The organism is Acinetobacter sp. YH12201 (assembly GCF_013418145.1).
In the GTDB taxonomy this organism is placed as follows: Bacteria; Pseudomonadota; Gammaproteobacteria; order Pseudomonadales; family Moraxellaceae; genus Acinetobacter.
On the sequence record NZ_VPCP01000016.1, the window covers coordinates 1 to 22,040 of the forward strand.

The following is a 22,040-nucleotide window of genomic DNA, read 5'->3' on the forward strand; positions in this document are numbered from 1 at the left end:
TTGTGCTGGCGACCATAGCAAGAGTGAACCACCTGATCCCTTCCCGAACTCAGAAGTGAAACCTCTTAGCGCTGATGGTAGTGTGGGATTACCCATGTGAGAGTAAGTCATCGCCAGCTCATTATTCTAAAGCCCCTGCATAAAGCAGGGGCTTTTTTTATGCGGGGAATTTTTATTAAAAAGAAGAATGATTAAAAAAGAACAATTCAATTTTACTTTTATTGATTCAAATTCAAAATTGTCAATTTAAGAATGGTTAAAAACTAAACCCAAGGGTCTAGGATTTTGGTCATTTTTAATACTTTAGTAGAGTGTTTACTCAAAAATGGCTGTGTTCAACTTAGTCAGTTACGAAAGCATGCTGCTATAAATCATTAAAAATAATAAAAAGATTACAGGTCATGTGCTGTGTCGTAGTAATCACAATGAATTAAAACTCACAGGAGGTGGGGATATGACAATGAATACAGTCAATGTAAATGATGTTATTGATAAAGCTGAATTTAAGACCTTTCATTTTAAGGTCGTGCTTTTGTGTTTGGTAATTATTCTGTTTGATGGTTATGATTTGGCAATTAATGGTGTAACTTTACCACTATTAATGAAGGACTGGGGCTTAAGTGCTGTTCAAGCGGGAATGCTGGCCAGTACAGCTCTTGCAGGCATGATGTTTGGCGCGATGCTATTCGGGACTTTGGCGGATAAAATTGGCCGTAAAAAAGTGATCCTGACCTGCGTGGTGTTATTTAGTGGATTTACCTTTGCGGGTGGATTTGCTTCAAATCCAACAGAGTTTGGTGCTTTACGGTTCCTTGCAGGGTTGGGCATTGGCGGGGTATTACCCAACCTTGTCGCTTTAACTTCAGAATATGCTCCGCAGCGTTTAAGAGCAACACTGGTCACCACCATGTTTAGTGGCTATGCGGTAGGCGGTGTAATGGCAGCACTATTTGGTGCCTGGTTTACTCCGAATTTTGGCTGGCAAATCATGTTCTTTATTGCAGGCGTACCATTATTGCTATTACCGCTGATCTGGAAATTCCTGCCTGAATCGTTAACCTTTTTAGTCAAGGCTCAAAAGGATGAACATGCACGAAATATCTTGCAGCGTCTTAGCGCAAATTTAGTCTTGAATGCACAAACTAAATTTGAACTGAGTGAAGTTAAAATTTCTGAACCTGCTTTTGTCAGCAGCTTGTTTAAGCACGGGCGTGCAGGTAGTACGCTGTTGTTCTGGCTTGCATTCTTTATGTGTCTGTTAACGCTATACGCCTTGGGCAGCTGGTTGCCAAAGCTGATGATGGCAGCAGGTTACTCAATGAATAACAGCTTGATGTTCCTACTTGCGATGAATATTGGTGCGGTAATCGGTACAGTTGGTGGCGGTATTCTTGCAGATAAATTCCATTTAAAACCAGTCATTATTACTTTATGTTTATCAGGTGCTGTAGCTTTATCTTTACTTGGCTTTAAATCTCCACAACCTGTGATTTATTTACTGGTTGCAGTTGCTGGTGCATCCGCGATTGGTTCACAAATTTTGCTCTATAGTTATGTCGCACAGTATTATCCGCTAACCGTACGTTCAACGGGTATTGGCTGGGCTTCTGCAGTGGGACGTACTGGTGCGATTATCGGACCAATCCTGATTGGAATGTTGCTGGGTATGGAATTGCCACATCAATTTAACTTTATGGCAGTCGGTTTACCGGTAATTGTTGTAGCACTTGCGGTAGCATTGATTGTTCGTCAAGACAAAGTGGTAAAAGCTGATCCATTAGCGGTGAAAAAACTGAACACTCTAAAAGCCCAATGATCGTATTGTGATCAGAATCTTTAAGCGTTAAATATTTCAAAAATATCTAAACCTCTTCATTTGAAGAGGTTTTTTTATGCTATTTCATAAAAGATTAAACCAATCAAAAAAATAATCGAGCTAGAAGGCCTGAAAAGCCCAATTTACTTATAAAAATGATCATAAATTACTCTAATAATAATGTGATACATCAATCAAATAAATGTTATTTCAGTGATCATAGAAGAATATCAATTAGTCTTATTGTGCGTTAAATCCGGCTTGCGTATATTGCGTCGAATTAAATATTCAGCCGAATATTTAAAGGATGTTACGGACAAGTACTCATGGGAGATGAGAACGATGACAATGGAAACTGTAGATATAAATTCTGTAGTCGACAATGCGAAATTTACGCCTTTTCACTTCAATGTAGTTGCTTGGTGTTTACTGGTAATTTTATTTGATGGTTATGATTTGGCAATTAATGGTGTAACTTTACCACTATTAATGAAGGACTGGGGCCTCAGTGCCGTTCAAGCGGGAATGCTTGCCAGTACAGCTCTTGCAGGCATGATGTTTGGTGCGATGATCTTTGGTTCCTTGGCGGACAAGATTGGTCGTAAGAAAGTCATCATGATCTGTATTGTTTTATTCAGTGGTTTAACCTTTGCTGGTGGTTTTGCCTCTAATCCAACCGAATTTGGGATGTTACGCTTCCTTGCCGGTCTGGGTATTGGTGGTGTGATGCCGAACCTGGTGGCACTGACTTCTGAATATGCTCCACAAAAAATGCGCAGCACACTTGTGACCACCATGTTTAGCGGTTATGCGGTTGGTGGTGTGATGGCGGCATTATTAGGTTCATGGTTTACGCCTGATTTTGGTTGGCAAATCATGTTCTTTATTGCAGGTATTCCTTTATTTTTACTGCCTTTAATCTGGAAATTCTTGCCTGAATCTTTAGCGTTTATGGTAAAGCAAAACAAGCAGGCTGAAGCACGTCGTATTGTGCGTCGCTTGTCGCCAAATACCAAGGTTACGGATCAAACCACATTTACTTTGCCACAGGAAAGTGTACCTGAAGCGGCAAACGTAGTGAGCCTGTTCCGTCGTGGCCGTGCAACCAATACCTTATTGTTCTGGGTAGCATTCTTTACCTGCTTACTGACCATGTATGCCTTGAGCAGCTGGTTACCGAAGCTGATGATGGCGGCAGGTTACTCGATGGATAACAGCCTGATGTTTATGATGGTGATGAATGTCGGTGCGGTTGTCGGTATTGTGGGTGGCGGTATTCTTGCAGACCGTTTCCACTTGAAACCGGTATTGATGGTCCTGGGTATGATGGGTGCGGTTGTGATGAGCTCAATGGGCTTTGCGTCTAACCAATTCTTACTTTACATCTTGGTGTTTCTGGCGGGTGCAGCATCGATTGGTTCGCAAATGTTGCTGTATAGCTATGTTGCGCAATTCTACCCACTTGCAGTACGTTCAACTGGGATTGGCTGGTCGTCTGCGATTGGTCGTATGGGCGCGATTGTAGGGCCGATCCTGATTGGTGGCTTACTTGGCATGAACCTGCCTGCACATTTCAACTTTATTGCAGTCGGTTTACCGGTATTGATTACTGCGATTGCTGTTGCATTGATCATGCATGACGATGAATCTGAAAAGATTGGTTCAGCTGAACCAGCAGTTTCTAAAGCTTAAACATTAAGTTTAAAAAGAAGCCTCCGAAAGGGGGCTTTTTTATTTACTGATCATCTAAAGCAATTTAAATTAAAAAAATCATGAGCTTAAAATTTATAAAAAATGGATTATCGCGAACAATGGGAAAGCTTTTTAAATCCTGAAGTATTTAGAGATCGAATAATTAATATTTCGATGTATATAACTATTTATGAAATGTTGAAAGATTCGATTATTAGTCGAATCAAAGACTTTTATGTTATGACTTTAATTGGTGCTAAGGATTTAGAAGGAGAGGAAGAATATAGATTAGAAGTTTTATCAAGACATAAAAATCATTTCTACGCTTCTATTTCTTGGTTAATAGAAAATGAAGTAATTAATGAAGAAGATAAGGAAAATATTGAAATTTTAAAAAGTTATAGAAATTATTTGGCACATGAAATGAGTGATATCGTTTTTAATGGTGAAATAAAAGACCTGATGAAGAACTTTCTATGTGCTTACCAATTAATTCATAAAATTGAAAACTGGTGGATCGTTAACTTTGAAATGGCAATCAATCCAGATTTTACTGATGCTAATTTGGAAGATATAGATATCGATAATATACAATCAGGGAAAAAATTAATGATTGATATGGCTTTGTCAGTGTTATCAGGAAGTGAAGAACTATTAAAAAAATTCAAAAGTAATTAACCAAAGATTTATATATGATGAACTTTCTTGATGTTGACTGGTTAAAATCAACCATTTCATAATTAGAAAAATTTTAGGTGATACAATTATGACTATTAAATCATTCTCCCCAATCCCTGAAGATGATGACGAACTGCATCTTCCTGAACTGGTGTACTGGGCATCGCTTGGTGATATTGACCAGGTCGAACAGGCTTTACAGGAAGGTTTGGATGTCAACTCTACCGATGAAGAAGGCTATAGTGCTTTACAGGCGGCAGCTGAAAATGATCACTTAGAAGTCGTGAAGCTATTGATCAGTAAAGGCGCAGATGTTGATCATCGCAGTACCTATACGGCTTTAGAGCTTGCTGAAATGGCAGGCAATAAAGAAGTCACAGCTTATCTTAAAAGCTTAAAAGGATTATCTTGATAAAAAGAAGCCCCATCATTTTGATAGGGCTTGTTTATATGGGTTGCCTAGGTATGACTCCTGTCGTACCTCACGTCCTGATGCTCAAACTTTATTATTGTTGTTTTCTGTTTGGGAAACGTCCTGTTTCCTGATGAATTTAGAATAAGAAATTTATCTTGAGGCAGATAGAGGCCAATAGAACCATTTTATGTACGTTATGTCTTACACAGGCTGACCATAGCAAATGAAAGTTTGTTACCAATCAAAAATAGTGATTTTCAATATTGTACTTAGAATAAAACGGGTGAGCTATTTGAATGGCAGAGGATCATCAGGATGAAAATATTCCGACAGCGTATGCTGAGCACTATTATATTGATCAGTACAGTAAGTTTAACTGCATGTAATGCACAAACTGATGCTGTAAGTCCGGCATCCAAGTCAGCAACAGAAACCACATCTTCCAAACCTTCTTCAGGTTCAGTCAATCAAACGTATAAACTCACCAGCGTCGCAGAATTTAATGAACCCTGGGCCATGACAGGGCTGAAGGATGGTCGTTTACTGGTTACTGAAAAAAAGGGAAAGTTACAGTTATTTGACCCCAAAACCAGAGAAAAAATTGAAGTCAAAGGCATACCTGAAGTGGCCTATGGCGGGCAAGGCGGCTTGGGCGATATCGCCTTGCATCCACAATTTGAACAGAATCATATTATTTACTTAAGTTATGCAGAAGCAGGACAGGGTGGTTATGGGGCTGTAGTTACTCCGGGTGAACTGGATTTATCCAATGTTCAGCAACCACAGGTTAAAAATTTAAAAACTATCTGGCAACAGGTGCCTAAAGTACCAGGACAGGGACATTATGCCCATCGGCTGTTATTCGGTTCTGATGGAAAGTTATGGATTAGTTCAGGTGAACGTCAGAAGTTTGATCCTGCGCAAAATATGCAATCCAATTTAGGCAAAATATTGCGTTTAAATGAGGATGGCACATCTGCCTCAGGTAATCCGTTTAGCGGTCAGGGCGAGATTGCAAAACAGGTCTGGTCGTTGGGCCACAGAAATCCCTTAGGTATAGCATTTGATCCTAAAGGGAAACTTTGGGTGGTGGAAATGGGACCGAAAGGTGGAGATGAACTGAATCTGATTGTCAAAGGTGAAAATTACGGTTATCCGCTGGTTTCAAATGGCGATCATTATGATGGCAGAGATATTCCTGACCATCATACCCGCCCTGAATTTAAAGCACCTGAAATCAGCTGGACTCCCGTCATCTCCCCATCTAGTCTGATTTTTTATACTGGTTCGCAATTTCCTGCATGGGAAAATAAGGCCCTGATTGGTGGCTTGTCTTCCAAAGCCATTGTGGTAGTAGATACAGCGATGAAACCTGTGACTGAAGTACAGCACGTGGATATGAAGCAGCGTATCCGTGATCTGCTGCAAGCCCCGGATGGTTCAATTTGGGTGCTGGAAGATGGTAGCAATGCCAGACTGCTGAAAATGACGGCGAAATAAGACAGCTTTTGTAATGATCGTTATATATTTGATTGCATTGAATCAGGCTGCGTAATGCTCGTCTGCATTAAACACATTGGCCTGAATCTGGATCAGTTTACGGTTGCCTTGTTTGCCATTCATGCCCCAATCGGCAATCCTGATATTAACCACAAGGGCGACATCACCTTTCTGTCATTGTAGTCACAGGACATCACGTTAGGTACATGGTATTAAAAAAGGTCTGCTTGTCTTGAGCGTTCCATTTTATTATTTTGTTGAGGATGGCTGGAATAATTCTGAGGGTTATTCTAATGATGCCTCATTTTTGTATGCTTGTGATTATAGAGTTTGAAGTTTCAATAGCATGTAAACTTTAATCGTTTTAGTTGAAGTTTTCGATAAATGCTCAGCCCGATCAGCATCATGCATAAAGAAAAAAAACCCGACATCCTGTCGAGGTTTTTTATATTCTTTCTAAGGTATAACTCCTGTCGTACCTTGCAGCATCCTGCTGTTATATCACTTATCTTTCTAGTTGTAAGTTTAGAGACTTCCTGTCTCGGTATGAGTTAAATATATCGTGAAAGATAATGTGTGAAAAGTAGATATATTCTTCAACTCTTGTAAGCTTAAACGTACAACGATTTTCTAGGTATCAAGTGCTTACGTATTGAATCAGTTTATCCAGTACACTTTTTAAAGCTTTTTCATCAAACTCATTCGGTTCAAATTCTTCGGTTTTATTACGTGAAAAAATATCGCGAATTTCAATCACTGCATTACTGTCCACTAAGCCAAGTTGCGTTCCGACCTGGCGAATCTGGTCGATGGAACGGGAGCCATTGGTTGCACCATAGCCAATATAGGCAGCCGGTTTACCTTGCCATTCCTTACCGACGTAATCGAGGGCATTTTTAAGTGCCGGGCTGTAGCCATGGTTATATTCAGGGCTAATAAAAATGAAGGCATCGCTTGAAGCCACTTTATCTGCCCAGTCTTGTTGTTTGGGTTGATCATAAATGCCCGTTAGGGGAGGATGGCTACCAGCAAAAATCGGCAGAGCCCATTCTTTTAAATCGACCAGTTCGGCCTGAACTGTACTGAAATTGGCCTGATCAATACTGCGCTTGACCCAACGTGCCACTTTAATGGCAGTTCGACCTTCACGCACGCTACCCACAACAATATATATTTTCATGTATAGATCCTAGATTTTTTGAATTGTCATCTTTAACTTATTATCAATATTATCTATTGAATATTAGGGATTTGTATATTTAACCATCGCTGCAAGCAGAAAATAAAAAAGCTCCCGAAGGAGCTTTTAAACGAAAAAGGCTGAAACCTTACATAATTTTAACGCCTTGCTGACCCGCCGGGGTCACTTTAAAGATTTCTACTTCAAAGGTAATGTTTTTACCGGCAAGTGGGTGATTAAAATCAATTTCAGTAATATCTTCACCGACTGATTTCACTACCCCAAACAGACTTTGCTTGGCTTTATCTTCAAATTCAATCATATGACCCACAACAGGAGGCTGTTCGAATTTAACGGTGTCAAATTTCTGTACGTTTTCAGCATTCCATGGACCAAAAGCTTCTTCTGAGGGAAGACTTACGGTACGACGGTCTCCGGCACGTAAACCAAACAGGGCTTTTTCGAAACCCGGCAATAAACTGCCATCACCCATTACCAGGCTGACAGGCGTTTCACGGTTACGGGTGTTGTCAATTTCCACGCCATTTTCAATGGCGACCGAAAAATGCAGCTCGACTTTAGAGCCTTCTGCAATTCGGGTTTCTTCATTTGGATTAATAAAATCAGTCATTTTGTTGCGCTTCCGCACGTTGAATACGGTGTTTTTCCAGGAAAAACGTATCGATCAGGAGCAAGATAGTCCCCACGGTAATGGCACTATCAGCAATATTAAAAGCAGGAAAGTGGCTGTTGTTGTAGTAAACGTGAATAAAATCGACCACATAACCCAAGGTGACCCGGTCAATCAGGTTACCGATGGCTCCACCCAGAATCAGGGCAATCGCCATAGGTAAAATCACGATTTTTTTCGGCATACGCATCAGCCAAAATACAAAAATTACAGATACTAACGCTGCCAGTGAGGTAAAGAAATAGCGTTGCCATCCACCAGCATCGGACAGAAAACTAAAGGCTGCGCCATAGTTATGTAGCAATGTCCAGTTTAAAAAGGGCAGTACAGGGACCGGATCTGCATAGTTCAGATGGGTCGTTGCAAACCATTTGGTCCATTGATCCAGAATAATTGCCACTATGGATAATCCGACCCACACCAGATTGTGCGGGTAGAACTGGAATAAGCCCTTTTTATTTTGTGGATTAGGCATACTTTCTCTCTTCGCCTTGACCTGTAGGAAGGTTAATAATACAGCGAGAACAAAGGCCTGGATGTTCATGATGTGTATTCACATCAGGCAGCACATGCCAGCAGCGTGCACATTTTTCACCATCGGCTGCAGAGACTTTGACGCGTAAACCTTCCAGATCGGTCGCTTCACCTTGCGCTGCATCAAAGGCATTTACAGTAACTTGAGAGGTGATCAGGACAAAACGTAATTCGTCATCTAACTGATCCAGTACCGTTTTCAATTCAGCATTGGCCCAAAGTTCAACTTTAGCTGACAGGTTAGAACCAATCAGTTTGGCATTACGTGCTGCTTCAATTTGCTTGTTTACTGCAGATTTAACGCTAATTAAAGTCTGCCAGTCAGCTTCTGAAACCAGGTTTGCAGTTGACGCGACCGGAATGTCATACCATTCGGCAGTGAACACGTATTTCTCGCTTTGACCTGGAATTAAAGGCCAAGCTTCTTGTGCTGTAAAGCTCAAGATCGGTGCCATCCAGCGTACAAAGGCTTGGACCAGGTGATACAAGGCAGTTTGTGCAGAATGACGGGCTTGTGAATCCGCTTTGGTGGTGTACTGACGGTCTTTGATGATGTCGAGATAGAAACCACCCAAGTCATTGATACAGAAGTTAGTCAAGGCATTGGTGACGATATGGAAGTTCATATCTTCATACGCTTGCTGAATGGTTTTTTGTACGTCCGCAGCACGTTGCAGGATGTATTGATCCAGCGCGATCAATTGATCCACTGGCAAGGCATCAGTAGCTGGCTGGAAGCCATTCAGGTTGGCCAGCAAGAAACGCAGGGTATTACGAATACGGCGGTAACCATCCGAAGCACGGCTAAAGATTTCTTTACCGGCGGTCATTTCATAACGGTAATCGGCAGATGCGATCCAGAAACGCAGACCGTCAGCACCCATATCTTTAATGATGTCTTGCGGGGTAATGATGTTACCCAGTGATTTAGACATCTTGCGGCCTTTTTCATCGACTACGAAGCCGTGAGTCAACAAGCCCTTATACGGTGCGCGTTCGTTAATCGCAATTGAAGTCAACAATGAAGACTGGAACCAGCCACGGTGCTGGTCTGAACCTTCAAGGTACAAATCAGCAGGGTCTTGCAGTTCTTCACGTTCACGTAATACCGCGTAGTGGGTTGTACCTGAGTCGAACCACACATCTAGCGTATCGCGTACGGCATTGTAGTGTTCAGCATCATCACCAATGAAGTCTTTCGCTTCACGGTTGTACCAGCCATCAATGCCTTCCTGTTCGATCAGCTTCGCAACTTCTTCGATTAGTTCAGGGGTACGCGGATGCAATTCGTTGGTGTCTTTATGCACAAAGAACGGGATTGGCACGCCCCAAGTACGTTGACGTGAGATACACCAGTCCGGACGGCCTTCAATCATCGCCTGAATACGGTTTTTACCCCAATCCGGCACAAAGCTGATTTCATTTTCAATCGCGTTCAATGCACCTTGGCGTAAACCTTTGGCATCCATACTGATAAACCATTGTGGCGTAGCACGGAAGATAATCGGGGTTTTATGACGCCAGCAGTGCGGGTAGCTGTGCTTGATTGGGTGATGCGCCCAAAGTTTGCCCGCTTCACTTAATGCTTCAATGATTTTTGGATTGGCTTTATAGATGTGTTCACCGGCAAAAATAGGTGAAGTTGGCAGGTAAACACCATTACCACCGACCGGATTATCGACTTTTAGGTTGTATAATAGGCCGACTTTATAGTCGTCCACACCGTGGCCTGGCGCGGTATGTACTGCCCCTGTACCACTGGTTGCAATGACGTGTTCACCCAGGATGACCGGTACTTGACGATCAGCGATTAACGGATGTTGCAGTTGCAGGTTTTCAAGTTTTGCGCCGGTAAAATCGGCAATCACTTCAACAGTGCTAAAGCCATAACGTTCAGTCGCAGATTCAACCAGATCTTTGGCCAAGATAAAGTTTTGCGGTTGTTTATCTTCACCACGTGCTTTGACCAATTGATATTCAATTTCAGCATGCAGGGCAACGGCCTGGTTGGCAGGTAATGTCCAAGGTGTTGTGGTCCAGATCACGATGTCAGTGCAGTCAGTTACTTGAACACCTAAACGTGCAGATAGGTCTGCTAAATCAACCACGCTGAAACCGACGTCAATCGCGTCTGATTTTTTGTCTTCATATTCAACTTCAGCTTCAGCCAATGCCGAACCACAGTCCAGACACCAGTTCACCGGTTTTAAACCCGGTTCGATATGGCCTGCTTTGGCAATTGCACCTAATGAACGCACGATGTCGGCTTCTTGTTTGAAGTTCATGGTGAGGTAAGGGTTATCCCAGTCACCGAACACGCCCATACGCACGAAGTCTTTTTTCTGTAATTCAACCTGGGTGTAGGCATACTCACGGCAGTGCTTGCGGAAAGTGGCGGCATCGACTTTCACGCCGACTTTGCCGACTTTTTCTTCAACTTTCAGTTCAATAGGCAGACCGTGACAGTCCCAACCCGGAACATAAGGGGCATCATAACCATCCATCACGCGGCTTTTGATGATGATGTCTTTAAGGACTTTGTTGACGGCATGGCCTAAATGGATTTGACCGTTTGCGTACGGAGGGCCATCATGAAGCACATATTTTTTCTTGCCAATACGCGATGCACGAATCTGCTGATAAATGTTGTCGGCATACCACTCTTCTAACCATTTTGCTTCACGTACTGCCAGATTTGCTTTCATTGCAAATTCAGTACCTGGGAGGTTTAGCGTGGCTTTATAATCCACTGCATTTTCAGGAGTTTGCTTATCGCTCATGCAAGTTGTCTTCCAATTTAATCAGTCTGAGGCTGACGCGTTTTACAATAAAAAATCTGGGATTTAAAAGGGAAAATGCGGCGTGTTTTGTCGAAACTCAAGCAGTTTCTCAACATCGTCATCAATTCCGGCTTTTAATGCTTCAAGCGAAGGGTAGTCCTTTTCGCCATGTAAATAGTTCAAGAATGTCACCCGCATTAACAGGCCATACAGATTAGCAGAAACATCAGGAAAATGTACTTCTAATCGCCATTCCGGATGGACTTGTTTGATGGCCGGTCGGGTACCGACATGTCCGGCACCGAACAGGGCGGTAGGTTCATAGCCTGCAATGCCTGATTTTTCAGGATTGTCGGCTTTCACTTTATCTTTTAACGATAGGGTTTCACACATCACCTCTACGCCGTAAATGCCTTTCAAGCACGGTTTATGACGGTTTAGCGCGACATTAATGGTTGGAAAATCAAGGGTTCGTCCAATCTGGTCACCGTATTGTACCCGACCGGTGATGCTATAGGGACGGCCAAGTAATTTGGCAGCAAGGGCTAAATCGCCTGCTTGCAAGGTCTGGCGAATACGGGTCGAACTGACGCGTTCACCATCCAGTGCAACCGTAGTTAAGTTGGTGACCTGAAAACCATAGGCTGTTAAAAATTCACTATTGCCCTGACGGTTTTTGCCAAAGTGGAAGTCATCGCCCAGAACCAGATGTTCTGCATTAAGTTTTACTTTTAACAGTTCAGCAAAGCTTTCAGCATTTAGACTGCGGAAATGGTTATCAAATTTTGCAACGGCAATGTAGTCCACGCTCAGTTTAGTCAGATATTCCACTTTTTCACGCAGTGAGGTAATACGTGGAGGAGCATCATAACCCTTAAAAAACTCCAGAGGTTGCGGCTCAAAAATCATCACCAGCGTTTTTAAATTTTCTGCGGCTGCCAGCTGTTTTAACTGGCTAATCATTGCCTGATGGCCCAAATGTACACCGTCAAAATTACCAATGGTTACGGCCGTTTTTGGCAATTGAAAATTGGGCGCTAAAGCATTCAGGCGGAGCAGCTTCATGGGCGAATCAATAAGTGAAAAGTTATCAGGGCTATATATTGCCATAATCTTACGCGTTCGTCTTGTTGTTGTGTTTTCATACAAAAAAATATTAAATTTCTTGCAAAAATAGTATTTGAAAAAATCTGCATCCAGAAGATTCATTGCATGGAATGGCTTCGAAATCGGTGATGACAAGAAAAATAAATTTAAATATTCAAGTGAATCGGGGGATCAAATTTTTGTACGGGAACGTGCTTATGATTTTAAATTTGCACTTAATTGGTAATTCTTTTCTAATGTGCACAATTTTAAATTTGCGCATCGATAAGGTTTTGCTATGTCTGATCTGGCTTTAATTATGGCTTTGCCCAGTGAATCTAAAGGTCTGTTTGAACAGGCAGGTATCGAAGTCCATTACAGCGGTATAGGCAAAGTCAATGCGGCATTTAAAGCCTTCGAGGTGATTCACAAGACTGGTTGCAAGACCCTGCTCAATTTGGGTACCGCCGGAAGTTCGCATTTTAATGCGCATGAACTGGTAGAAGTCAGCACCTTTGTGCAACGGGACATGGATGTATCCCCGCTTGGTTTTGCAGTCGGGGTTACGCCTATGGATGAGGATCATCCGGCAGAAATTCATTTGCAGTCCTATTTTCAGCATTTGCCTCAGGGTATCTGCGGAACAGGGGACAGCTTTGAAACAGGCTTACCCAAAGTACCATGCCATCTGGTCGATATGGAAGGCTATGCCATGGCCAAAGTCTGTAAAAAACTGGGGGTAAGATTCGTTTCTGTAAAATATATTACCGATGGGGCCAATGAAACTGCGCATCTGGATTGGGAAGAAAATTTATTGTTGGGTGCGAAAAAACTGTCAGAATTATATCAAACGATAAAATAAGATGGGTAACAGTAGTAATTTGGCGACCATAGAAGGCTATGGTCGTATGCCAAAATTATCCTTGAGGATAATTTAACAGTTATGAACGAGGAATGACGCCATATAACATCATATGTACAGTATGTTGAATACAACGTTGTTGCATACTGCGGTTGCGTAAGGTTTTACCCGTGACCATTTCCATTTGCGTGGCAAAATCTGCATAGTTTTGCGTCAATGCCCAAATATTCAAAATCAGCAGTTCAGGATCAATTTCTTTGGCAATTTTCCCCTGTTCCTGCCATACGCTAATCACTTTAGCCTTGCGCTTAAACAGTTTCTTTAAAGGACCTTTTAGAATTGGCAAAATATGGGGTGCACCTTGGATCACTTCCAGCGCAAACAGGCGGGATGCTTTCGGTTGAGTACGTGACACTTCAATTTTTTGCAATAAATAATTGGTAATCGCTTCTTCAGGTTCCAACTCTGATTCCAGCATTTGCAGTGGCGCAAGCCATTTCTGTAGAACGGTGGTGAGCACTTCTACATATAAAGCTTCTTTATTTTCATAATAATAGAAAATATTCGATTTATGCATTTCAGCAATCTGAGCAATCTCGTCTAAGCTTGCCCCATTAAAACCGTAAAGGGAAAATACATCGAGTGCAGCATTTAGCAATTGATGTCTTTTTTGTGTACTCTTTTTTTGTTCCATTGGCAAATTTAAAAAAATTAAAGGGGAAAGGCAAATTGTACGGCAAATCGACAGATTTGTGCATTACTAAAAATTGCATTTTTATCATAATTGATAGTTTATTCTGTAGGTTAGCTATTTAATGAGTTAAAAATCCTATAGAACCTACCGATAGGCAATGATTGCATTTCTTATATAAATGATTAAATGGGATTGATTTTTTTGGTAAATGATACGACTGGTTTTTTGTGTTTAGATTTGGTGCAGTTTTAAAAAAACTAAAGAGTATGTTTAAGCTGGACTAAAAGATGCATAAACCGAGGAAGGATAACGGATCGTTTAGATTCGTTATCGCCGTGTTGCATGCTCAGGTTGCCAATACAGCCTTTAATACTTGCTGTTCCAGCTCGGTAAATGAGTAATCTTTTTTACGTGGTCGAGGCAAATCCACTTTAAACTGCTGGGCAATGTGCCCCTTATCTAACAGGATAATCCGGTCGGCCAGTTGTACGGCTTCACTGACATCATGAGTGACTAAAATGGCGGTAAAGCCCTGTTCAGTCCAGAGTTTTTCAATCAGGTTCTGCATGTCCAAACGGGTGAGTGCATCCAGCGCACCTAAAGGCTCATCAAGCAGCAAAATGCGAGGTTTATGCGATAAGGCTCGGGCCAGTGCAGTACGCTGACGCTGACCGCCTGAAAGTTGTGATGGCCAGAGTCCGGCCTTTTCTTTCAAGCCGACTTTTTCCAGTAGTGCAGAAGCGTTGGCTTGCTGTTCTTTGGCTAAACCCAATTGTACATTTTGCTCAATGCTACGCCACGGCAACAGTCGTGGGTCCTGGAACATGACCCGAATGTCATCGCTGGTGATGCCTTCGCGAATATGACGTGCTGATTTAAACTTGATTTCGCCATAGCTCGGTTGTTCCAGATCGGCAATCAGACGCAGCAGGGTACTTTTACCACAGCCACTGCGTCCGACAATGGCCAGGAATTCACCCGGTTGAATATGCAGGTCCAGATCTTCCAGAACTTTCACTTCGCCATAGAATTTGTGCAGCTGTTCAATCAGAATTTCTGCACCCACCACTGCGTTAGGATTGATATCTGTAGGGTCAGGTTGTTGCGATATTGAGCGTTCTTCAGATACATGACGCCCGATGCTTAAATCAGTCATGTCTTATTCCTTATTTTTGATAGCCAGCGTGCCAACGCAGCAGGTATTTTTCTAAAGCGACGGCCAATACATCGGCCAGTTTGCCCAGCAGGGCATACAGTAAAATCCCTACCAAGACCACGTCAGTTTGTAAAAACTCACGCGCATTCATGGTCATATAACCAATACCGGATTGTGCTGAAATAGTTTCGGCCACAATCAGCAGTACCCAGACCAGACCAAGGGCAAAGCGTAAACCGACCAGAATCGAAGGCATCGCACCCGGTAAAATAATTTCTTTGTATAACTCCCAGCGCGTTAAGCCATAACTTTTACCCATCTCGATCAGCTGCGGATCTACTGAACGAATGCCGTGATAGGTATTGATATAGAGTGGGAAAAATACCCCTACCGCCACCAGAAACAGCTTGGCAGATTCATCAATCCCGAACCATAAAATCACCAAAGGAATTAAGGCTAAAGCCGGAATATTACGGATCATCTGTAACGTGGTATCCAGCAGGGTAGAGGCTGTCTTCGAAGAACCATTCAGCAGGCCGAGTAATAAACCCAAACCGCCGCCGACCAATAAACCGAGCAGGGCACGTCCGGCACTCACCTTGACGTGTTGCCAAAGTTCACCACTGATCAGCAGCTGCCAGAATGCAGCTACGACCGCCGTCGGTGCAGGCAGAATACGGCTTTCCAACAGCCCGGTACTGGAGGCAATTTGCCAGATAACAATCAGTGCAATCGGGAACAACCAGGGCAGCAAACGCTGCCCAAATTGTGTTCCACGTGAAACCTTGGGTTTCGCCAAGGCTCCCGCAGAAATGCTTGTGCTCATTAAGCCGGCTCCTGATGTTTCACTTCCTTCTTGGCCTCATCAGCAACATAGTTATTTGCTACGATTTCACCAAAAGGACCGGTCAAGTTCGGTTGAGCCAGTTTCTTGCGGGTTTCTAAAGGCAACAGCGGGAACACCAGTTCGGCAAAACGAATAGACTCTTCCAGATGCGGGTAGCCTGAGAAAATAAAAGTATCAATACCCAAGTCCGCATATTCCTGAATGCGTGCAGCAACCGTTTCAGGGTCACCCACCAATGCTGTACCTGCACCGCCACGAACCAGGCCTACACCAGCCCAAAGGTTTGGAGATACTTCAAGTTTAGTACGGTCACCGTTGTGCAGTTCAGCCATACGGCGTTGGCCGACTGAATCCATCTGCTTGAATTTTTGTTGTGCAGCAGCAATGGTTGCATCATCCACATACTGAATCAGCTCTTCAGCAGCAGCCCATGCCTGTTCATTGGTTTCACGCACAATCACGTGTAAACGGATACCGTAACTTAAACTACGGCCTTTGGCGGCAGCTTTGGCTCTGACATTTTCAATTTTTTCTTTTACTGCTGCCGGTGGTTCGCCCCAAGTCAGGTAAGTATCGACCTGGTCGGTGGCCAATTCCACGGCTGCATCGGAAGAACCGCCAAACCAAAGTGGCGGGTAAGGTTGTTGTATTGGCGGATAAAGCAGTTTTGCGTCATCGACACTTAAGTGTTCACCGTGGAAAGTGAAACTTTCACCAGTATGTGAATGTTTTAAAATTTCACGCCAGATGGTGGTGTATTCAGCCGCCGTTTTATAGCGCGTCGCGTGATCTTCATACACGCCGTCACCTTTAAGCTCTTGCTCATCACCACCGGTGACCAGGTTCAGCCGAACGCGACCGCCAGACAAACGGTCAAAAGTTGCTGCCATACGTGCAGCCAGTGCCGGTGTGGTAACGCCTGGACGTAATGCCACCAGGAATTTCAAATTTTTAGTGGCATCAATCAGGCTGGCAGCGGTAATCCATGGATCTTCACATGAACGGCCGGTTGGAATGAGTACGCCTTCATAACCCAGGTTATCTACCGCGACGGCAATCTGTTTCATATAAGCATGATCGACCTGACGGGCGCCTTTGCTTGTGCCTAAATAACGACTGTCACCATGCGTAGGAATAAACCAGAAAATTTTCATTGCATTGATCCTTAGATTATTTGCCTGCCCAAACGGCTTGCTGAATATTGATAGATTTCGGAATGATCTTGAGTTCGCTAAAACGGTTGGCGAGCTCTTGCTGATCAGCAATCACTTTTTTGCTGAGCAGAGCAGCACCAGACGGGTTAGGACGACGCTGGATAAAAGTCTGGCTGACAATCGGTTTCAGACCGGTGCTTTGAGCAAACAGGCTTGCAGTCGCAGCCTTGTTGCTTTGTACCCATTTATCGGCAACATTAAGCTGCTTGATAATGCCTTTAAGTGCCTGAGGATGATTCTTAACCAAATCATTTGAAGCCAGATAGAAGGTGTAATTTGGACTTAAGCCTTTCCCTGTGGTCAGTACCTTGGCCTTATCTTCCAGTTGTGCCGCAGCATAGTACGGGTCCCAAATGGCCCAGGCATCAATCGCACCTTTCTGGAAAGCCGCACGGGCATCAGCCGGACTGAGCCAGATCGGTTGAACATCTGTCCATTGCAAACCGGCCTTACGTACTGCCTGCACCAATAGATAATGTGAGCTTGAACCGCGGTGAACCCCAATACGTTTGCCCTTCAACTGGCGGAGCTGGGTAATTTTGGAGTTGCTTGGCACCAAAATGGCAGAAGCCAAAGGTTTTGCCGTTTCATAAGCAAAATAATGCAGTGGCTTGTTGCCTGCCTGAGCATAGACAGGCGGCGTATCGCCGGTTGAACCGATATCTACAGAACCGACGGCTAGGGCCTCTAAAATTTGTGGACCGCCCGGAAATTCATTCCAGCTGATTTTGGCGTTGGGAAATTCCTGTTCAAATAACTTTTGCTGTTGTGCAATCACCAGATTGACAGAAGATTTTTGATAGCCGACACGAAGCTGTTTCACTGAAGGATCAACAGCCCAGGCGGCACCTGAACCCAACATCGAACAAGCAATTAACATGGCATTCATGCCATGACTGGAGGTCTTGAACCATGTGGCTGCTTTGTTGTGTAGCTGATGCTGAGTCATGTTAAATCCCCTAGGTTTTATTTATGATTTACTTCGCCAAAATCGCGGATTGAATATTGAGTTTGTTTGGAATCAGTTTCTGCTGATAAAAGGCATCGGCAACATATTGCTGCTTTTGCACCACCTCATTAGAAATCGGTTGTACCCCAAAGCCCATGCGGGAAATGGACGTTTTCAGGATATCTTTAGACAGTCCTGTTGGTTTTTCCAGCAGCTTGGCGGCTTCGTCCTGATGCTGGGATACCCATTGTGTGGTGGTGTTGAGTTCATTCACCACCGCTTTCAGCACATCTGGATGCTGCTCGGCAAATTTGCGGTCAGCCAGATAAAACTGATGGTTACTGACCAGGTTTTCACCTGTGGCAATGACACGAGCACCAATCTGCTTTTCTGCAGCCGCAAAGAACGGGTCCCAAATCACCCAGGCATCGACTGCACCTTTCTCAAAGGCTGCGCGTGCGTCCGAAGGCGGCAAGTACACCACCTGAATGTCATTTAGGGTGAGCTTGTTGGCTTGTAACACTTTTAACAGTAGATAATGAACATTCGAGCCTTTATTGAGTGCAACACGTTTGCCTTTTAAATCCTGGATGCTATGAATGGCTGAATCTTTTTGCACAATCAAGGCTTCAGCTTTAGGTGCTTCCGGCTGGTTGGCGATATAAACCAGATTTGAATTGGCAGCCTGTGCGAAAATAGGCGGCGCTTCACCTGCTTCACCTAATACAACACTGCCGACATTTAAGCCTTCAAGCAATTGAGGACCGGCTGGGAATTCTACCCATTTCACATTGACGCCCTGATCTTTCAACGCCGTTTCTAAAGTGCCACGTTCTTTAATAATCGGTAACAAGCCATACTTTTGAAAGCCGATATTTAACGTGACTGTTTCAGCTTCTTTTTTTCCGCAACCTGACATCATCATTGCGCCAGCAACTACTGAAGAAAGGACCAGTGATTTCGCCCAGAATTTTGCTTGAATGGCGCTCATGTATGTGTGCTCCGCAATAAGGAAGTGTTGAATATTGAACACATACGCTAAAGCCTTTTCTTTTTCGAAAAAAATAAGAAAAGATAAATTTCTAATGAGGAAAAAAGATAAATAAAATAAAGAAAACCTTATGTAGAAATGTGATTTATCAGGACAACTCAATATCCAGTTTTATTTAATTAAATTATTGATATTAAGTAACTTAAATTCTAAATCTTAAGCGTGGATAAGGATATGCAAAAACGCCATAAACAAATCATGATAAATTTCGATGGGTTTATCATAAAGATATAAAAAATAAAGATATAAGCGGCATAAAAAAAGCCACTTTAAAGTGACTTTTTAAAGACCAGAGAATTACGTTGATAGTTATACAGGGCCTGACGTGCATTTGGCAGGTCATCCACACTGGCGGGTTCAAAACCATGTTCGACAAACCAGTGCGCGGTACGTGTGGTCAGTACAAACAGTTGCTGAATGCCCAGACTTTTGGCCTTGTCTTCGAGATAATGCAGAATCTGGCTGCCGCGGTTGGACTTGCGATAGGTCGGATCGACCGCCACACAGGCAATCTCCGCCGATTTAATTTCATTGGCTGAGGTGGGAATTGGATATAGGGCGGCGCAGGCCAGAATCATCCCGTCCCGTTCAATCACGGAAAACTGCTCAATTTCACTTTCTAATCTTTCACGTGAGCGATACACCAGAATGCCTTCGGCCTCAAGTGGACGAAGCAGATTCATCAAGCCGCCGACATCCTGAATCGTAGCCGTACGCACATCTTCATAATGGGCATCGGTCATCATGGTGCCCGCACCATCACGGGTGAACAGTTCTTCCAGCAAGGCCCCATCGTAGGTATAAGAAATCAGATGTACACGATGTACCCCTTGCAGGGAGGCATTTTTGGCACCGCGCAATTGCAGGGCAATATCGGGATTGGAATCCTGATATTGCAAGATCTGCCGATCCAGCTGATGCGGCGCTATTTCACGCTGCAATTGTCCAAACTCGTTGACCAGACCTTGCTGTTTACCCAAAAAAATCAGCTTGTCGGCTTTCAGCAGAATAGCCGTATTGGTGGCCACTTCTTCTGCCACCAGGTTAAACACCTCACCTGTACTGGAATAGCCGGTTGGACCCAGCAACACAATATTGTGATTTTTCAAATGTCTTTGAATGGCGTCAGTATCAACCGTTCGTACTTCACCCGTCAGCTGAAAATCGATGCCGTCCCGAATGCCATAGGGTTTGGCGGTGACAAAATTGCCCGAGATTACATCAATGCGTGCGCCATACATGGGGGAATTGACCAGTCCCATGGAAAGCAGGGCTTCAATTTGTAAACGGATCGAACCCACTGCATTCATGACGCAGCTTAAAGATTCGCGTGTGGTAATGCGGCGGTGATTGTGAAAAGGCGTTTGAATACCGCTGGCTTTGAGGTTCTGGTTGATTTGCGAACGTGCACCATGTACCAGAATCAGCCGAATGCCTAAAGAATGCAGCAGAGCAATGTCATGAATAATATGCTGGAAATTTTCATGTTGCACCGCCTCACCATCAAACATGATGACAAAGGTTTTGTTGCGGTGGGCATTGATATAGGGTGCAGAATGTCGAAACCAATGCACATATTGTAAATTTGTGCTTTGTGATGTTTCAGATGAATTCGTTTGCATACCTATCTCAAAATTAAAAAATTTCCTTCCTTGATTCTAATCAAAAAATGACGGGGGGAAAGCTAAAAAATAAAAAACACCTGAATTGAATTCAGGTGTTTTTTAGGGAAGAGGAAACTTAGGCCGGTTTTAGTTGATGATGCGCACAATACGGTCGGTACGTTCATTCACTAACACATAGTCGCCGTTGATTTTATACCACTGTTGATAACGGTTGGTATTCGGTAAGCGGCGTGCTTCACGGTCGCTAACTTTATAGCTGGATGAGCTAAATACACGCGGGAAGTTTTGGCCTGCACGCCAGTCACGGCTTGGGTTTACTCGTTTGCTGTCATAACGGTTGTTATTGTCCCAACGGTTGTGGTCATAACGGTTGTTGTTGTCCCAGCGCTGGTCATGTTGTGAGTGTGCCTGCTGATAACGCTGATGATCATCATAGCGATGGTCTGATGCTGCCATCGCTGAAGTTGCCATCAATGCAGATAAAGAAAGCGCAATTGTAGTCAGAATTTTTTTCATTACTTTCACCCTGGATCATTTAGGAAGATGTTTTCGATGATTCAAAATTAGAGGAAAAGTCGAGATAAACGATGTTGGAATCTTAGTTGAATTGTGAAATTGATGGAGAAAAAAAGAAGATTGTAAAAGACTGAAAGTTATAGAGATAAAGGGATAGGCTTGACCATAAAAGTGCAAAAATAAAAAAGCCCAAACTGGAGTTTGGGCATGGAGCATTTAAAACGGCGTTTAGAATCCTTGAATGCGTACAATATTATTGCTGTCTGTATCCACTAAAATATAGTCATTATTGATTTTGTACCATTGCTGGTTACGCGATGGTTTGGGCAAGTCATGGTTTTTATAGTCGACCTTGTAGCCATCGCCACGATAATGCTGTGGCATCACATAGCCCGGTTGCCATTTATGCTGTTGTAGACGCTTGAATCCGCGTTCTTCACGCATACGGCGTTTGTCTTGCATGTCATCGTCATCTTCACGAAAATCGCGACCGCGGCTAAATTTTGGCTGATCGGATTGATCCCAGCCACGATAATTATTGTTTTTTTCATGAGGTCCGGCAAGGCTGACACTACTTGCCATCAAAGCACTGAAAGAAATTGCCAAAACAGTCAAAATCTTTTTCATGTTGAACCCTCATAAAAAAAAGTATTAATTTCACTGATGTTAATGTACAAAATAATTGCAGAGAAACTGTGAAGATCAATCATGCATTTCTTAAAAAATGCAGAGATAATAAGGATATTATGGGAAA

The 22,040-nt window shown here is 43.2% G+C and carries 20 protein-coding genes and 1 rRNA gene; 7 read left to right on the top strand and 14 right to left on the bottom strand.

Going from position 1 to position 22,040, the window contains the following annotated elements; translation table 11 throughout:
- Positions 1 to 4 precede the first annotated feature (4 nt).
- The 6 genes from rrf to FTU91_RS05140 all read left to right on the top strand — a co-directional run bounded on the left by rrf (position 5) and on the right by FTU91_RS05140 (position 6,101).
- A 5S ribosomal RNA gene (gene rrf / locus FTU91_RS05115) occupies positions 5 to 119 on the top strand.
- Between the two features lie 335 nt (positions 120 to 454).
- A complete protein-coding gene (locus tag FTU91_RS05120) occupies positions 455 to 1,816 on the top strand; it encodes an MFS transporter (RefSeq protein ID WP_180043981.1) in 1,362 nt (453 codons plus the stop codon).
- A 342-nt stretch (positions 1,817 to 2,158) separates the two neighbouring features.
- Entirely contained in the window at positions 2,159 to 3,508 is a 1,350-nt protein-coding gene (locus FTU91_RS05125) for an aromatic acid/H+ symport family MFS transporter (RefSeq protein WP_166170489.1), read from the top strand.
- Positions 3,509 to 3,610: 102 nt separating this feature from the next.
- The gene (locus FTU91_RS05130; RefSeq protein WP_257221658.1) at positions 3,611 to 4,186 is read left to right on the top strand and encodes a DUF4145 domain-containing protein; all 576 of its coding nucleotides are present in this window, start codon (positions 3,611 to 3,613) and stop codon (positions 4,184 to 4,186) included.
- Between the two features lie 88 nt (positions 4,187 to 4,274).
- On the top strand, positions 4,275 to 4,598 hold the full coding sequence (locus FTU91_RS05135; protein ID WP_180043983.1) for an ankyrin repeat domain-containing protein: 324 nt from the start codon (positions 4,275 to 4,277) through the stop codon (positions 4,596 to 4,598).
- 318 nt (positions 4,599 to 4,916) lie between these two features.
- Positions 4,917 to 6,101, top strand: coding sequence for a PQQ-dependent sugar dehydrogenase (locus FTU91_RS05140; protein ID WP_180043985.1), 1,185 nt, complete (start codon positions 4,917 to 4,919; stop codon positions 6,099 to 6,101).
- Positions 6,102 to 6,738: 637 nt separating this feature from the next.
- On the opposite strand, the gene FTU91_RS05145 is transcribed toward FTU91_RS05140, so the two are convergent.
- From FTU91_RS05145 to ribF, 5 genes are all read right to left on the bottom strand, one after another.
- Positions 6,739 to 7,281: an NADPH-dependent FMN reductase gene (locus tag FTU91_RS05145; RefSeq protein ID WP_180043987.1), complete on the bottom strand. Its 543-nt coding sequence runs from the start codon at positions 7,279 to 7,281 to the stop codon at positions 6,739 to 6,741.
- Between the two features lie 148 nt (positions 7,282 to 7,429).
- Complete coding sequence (locus FTU91_RS05150; protein WP_180081276.1) at positions 7,430 to 7,912, bottom strand: peptidylprolyl isomerase; 483 nt, start codon at positions 7,910 to 7,912, stop codon at positions 7,430 to 7,432.
- Entirely contained in the window at positions 7,905 to 8,447 is a 543-nt protein-coding gene (gene lspA, locus FTU91_RS05155) for a signal peptidase II (protein ID WP_086196606.1), read from the bottom strand. The genes FTU91_RS05150 and lspA overlap by 8 nt, the downstream gene beginning before the upstream one ends.
- Positions 8,440 to 11,286, bottom strand: a complete 2,847-nt coding sequence (ileS, locus tag FTU91_RS05160) for an isoleucine--tRNA ligase (protein ID WP_180043989.1) — start codon at positions 11,284 to 11,286, stop codon at positions 8,440 to 8,442. Before ileS ends, lspA begins: the two co-directional genes overlap by 8 nt.
- 63 nt (positions 11,287 to 11,349) lie before the next feature.
- Positions 11,350 to 12,351, bottom strand: coding sequence for a riboflavin biosynthesis protein RibF (ribF, locus tag FTU91_RS05165; RefSeq protein ID WP_180081278.1), 1,002 nt, complete (start codon positions 12,349 to 12,351; stop codon positions 11,350 to 11,352).
- Positions 12,352 to 12,670: 319 nt separating this feature from the next.
- Between ribF and FTU91_RS05170 the strand changes: the two genes are divergently transcribed.
- Positions 12,671 to 13,234, top strand: coding sequence for a 5'-methylthioadenosine/S-adenosylhomocysteine nucleosidase (locus FTU91_RS05170; protein WP_166170507.1), 564 nt, complete (start codon positions 12,671 to 12,673; stop codon positions 13,232 to 13,234).
- A 79-nt stretch (positions 13,235 to 13,313) separates the two neighbouring features.
- Here FTU91_RS05170 and FTU91_RS05175 read toward each other — a convergent pair whose 3' ends face one another.
- The 9 genes from FTU91_RS05175 to FTU91_RS05215 form a co-directional block, all read right to left on the bottom strand.
- Positions 13,314 to 13,928 carry a TetR/AcrR family transcriptional regulator gene (locus tag FTU91_RS05175; protein ID WP_086196602.1) on the bottom strand — a complete coding sequence of 205 codons (615 nt, stop codon included), beginning with the start codon at positions 13,926 to 13,928 and terminating at the stop codon, positions 13,314 to 13,316.
- Between the two features lie 346 nt (positions 13,929 to 14,274).
- On the bottom strand, positions 14,275 to 15,084 hold the full coding sequence (locus FTU91_RS05180; protein ID WP_180043995.1) for an ABC transporter ATP-binding protein: 810 nt from the start codon (positions 15,082 to 15,084) through the stop codon (positions 14,275 to 14,277).
- A 10-nt stretch (positions 15,085 to 15,094) separates the two neighbouring features.
- A complete protein-coding gene (ssuC, locus tag FTU91_RS05185) occupies positions 15,095 to 15,910 on the bottom strand; it encodes an aliphatic sulfonate ABC transporter permease SsuC (protein WP_180043997.1) in 816 nt (271 codons plus the stop codon).
- A complete protein-coding gene (gene ssuD / locus FTU91_RS05190) occupies positions 15,910 to 17,085 on the bottom strand; it encodes an FMNH2-dependent alkanesulfonate monooxygenase (RefSeq protein ID WP_180043999.1) in 1,176 nt (391 codons plus the stop codon). Before ssuD ends, ssuC begins: the two co-directional genes overlap by 1 nt.
- A gap of 16 nt (positions 17,086 to 17,101) precedes the next feature.
- Positions 17,102 to 18,034: a sulfonate ABC transporter substrate-binding protein gene (locus FTU91_RS05195; protein WP_257221659.1), complete on the bottom strand. Its 933-nt coding sequence runs from the start codon at positions 18,032 to 18,034 to the stop codon at positions 17,102 to 17,104.
- A gap of 88 nt (positions 18,035 to 18,122) precedes the next feature.
- Positions 18,123 to 19,085 (bottom strand): sulfonate ABC transporter substrate-binding protein, encoded by a 963-nt coding sequence (locus FTU91_RS05200; RefSeq protein WP_180044003.1) that lies wholly within the window; start codon positions 19,083 to 19,085, stop codon positions 18,123 to 18,125.
- 329 nt (positions 19,086 to 19,414) lie between these two features.
- Positions 19,415 to 20,767 (bottom strand): amino-acid N-acetyltransferase, encoded by a 1,353-nt coding sequence (argA, locus tag FTU91_RS05205; RefSeq protein WP_180044005.1) that lies wholly within the window; start codon positions 20,765 to 20,767, stop codon positions 19,415 to 19,417.
- Between the two features lie 129 nt (positions 20,768 to 20,896).
- Complete coding sequence (locus FTU91_RS05210; protein ID WP_180044007.1) at positions 20,897 to 21,286, bottom strand: RcnB family protein; 390 nt, start codon at positions 21,284 to 21,286, stop codon at positions 20,897 to 20,899.
- A 228-nt stretch (positions 21,287 to 21,514) separates the two neighbouring features.
- On the bottom strand, positions 21,515 to 21,913 hold the full coding sequence (locus FTU91_RS05215; protein WP_086196594.1) for an RcnB family protein: 399 nt from the start codon (positions 21,911 to 21,913) through the stop codon (positions 21,515 to 21,517).
- Between the last annotated feature and the right edge of the window lie 127 nt (positions 21,914 to 22,040).

Excerpts from the sequence above, each read along its gene's own strand:
- FTU91_RS05120 (WP_180043981.1), top strand. The coding sequence starts at position 455 with ATGACAATGAATACAGTCAATGTAAATGATGTTATTGATAAAGCTGAA.
- FTU91_RS05125 (WP_166170489.1), top strand. The coding sequence starts at position 2,159 with ATGACAATGGAAACTGTAGATATAAATTCTGTAGTCGACAATGCGAAA.
- FTU91_RS05130 (WP_257221658.1), top strand. The coding sequence starts at position 3,611 with ATGGATTATCGCGAACAATGGGAAAGCTTTTTAAATCCTGAAGTATTT.
- FTU91_RS05135 (WP_180043983.1), top strand. The coding sequence starts at position 4,275 with ATGACTATTAAATCATTCTCCCCAATCCCTGAAGATGATGACGAACTG.
- FTU91_RS05140 (WP_180043985.1), top strand. The coding sequence starts at position 4,917 with ATGAAAATATTCCGACAGCGTATGCTGAGCACTATTATATTGATCAGT.
- FTU91_RS05145 (WP_180043987.1), bottom strand. The coding sequence starts at position 7,281 with ATGAAAATATATATTGTTGTGGGTAGCGTGCGTGAAGGTCGAACTGCC.
- FTU91_RS05150 (WP_180081276.1), bottom strand. The coding sequence starts at position 7,912 with ATGACTGATTTTATTAATCCAAATGAAGAAACCCGAATTGCAGAAGGC.
- lspA (WP_086196606.1), bottom strand. The coding sequence starts at position 8,447 with ATGCCTAATCCACAAAATAAAAAGGGCTTATTCCAGTTCTACCCGCAC.
- ileS (WP_180043989.1), bottom strand. The coding sequence starts at position 11,286 with ATGAGCGATAAGCAAACTCCTGAAAATGCAGTGGATTATAAAGCCACG.
- ribF (WP_180081278.1), bottom strand. The coding sequence starts at position 12,351 with ATGAAGCTGCTCCGCCTGAATGCTTTAGCGCCCAATTTTCAATTGCCA.
- FTU91_RS05170 (WP_166170507.1), top strand. The coding sequence starts at position 12,671 with ATGTCTGATCTGGCTTTAATTATGGCTTTGCCCAGTGAATCTAAAGGT.
- FTU91_RS05175 (WP_086196602.1), bottom strand. The coding sequence starts at position 13,928 with ATGGAACAAAAAAAGAGTACACAAAAAAGACATCAATTGCTAAATGCT.
- FTU91_RS05180 (WP_180043995.1), bottom strand. The coding sequence starts at position 15,084 with ATGACTGATTTAAGCATCGGGCGTCATGTATCTGAAGAACGCTCAATA.
- ssuC (WP_180043997.1), bottom strand. The coding sequence starts at position 15,910 with ATGAGCACAAGCATTTCTGCGGGAGCCTTGGCGAAACCCAAGGTTTCA.
- ssuD (WP_180043999.1), bottom strand. The coding sequence starts at position 17,085 with ATGAAAATTTTCTGGTTTATTCCTACGCATGGTGACAGTCGTTATTTA.
- FTU91_RS05195 (WP_257221659.1), bottom strand. The coding sequence starts at position 18,034 with ATGAATGCCATGTTAATTGCTTGTTCGATGTTGGGTTCAGGTGCCGCC.
- FTU91_RS05200 (WP_180044003.1), bottom strand. The coding sequence starts at position 19,085 with ATGAGCGCCATTCAAGCAAAATTCTGGGCGAAATCACTGGTCCTTTCT.
- argA (WP_180044005.1), bottom strand. The coding sequence starts at position 20,767 with ATGCAAACGAATTCATCTGAAACATCACAAAGCACAAATTTACAATAT.
- FTU91_RS05210 (WP_180044007.1), bottom strand. The coding sequence starts at position 21,286 with ATGAAAAAAATTCTGACTACAATTGCGCTTTCTTTATCTGCATTGATG.
- FTU91_RS05215 (WP_086196594.1), bottom strand. The coding sequence starts at position 21,913 with ATGAAAAAGATTTTGACTGTTTTGGCAATTTCTTTCAGTGCTTTGATG.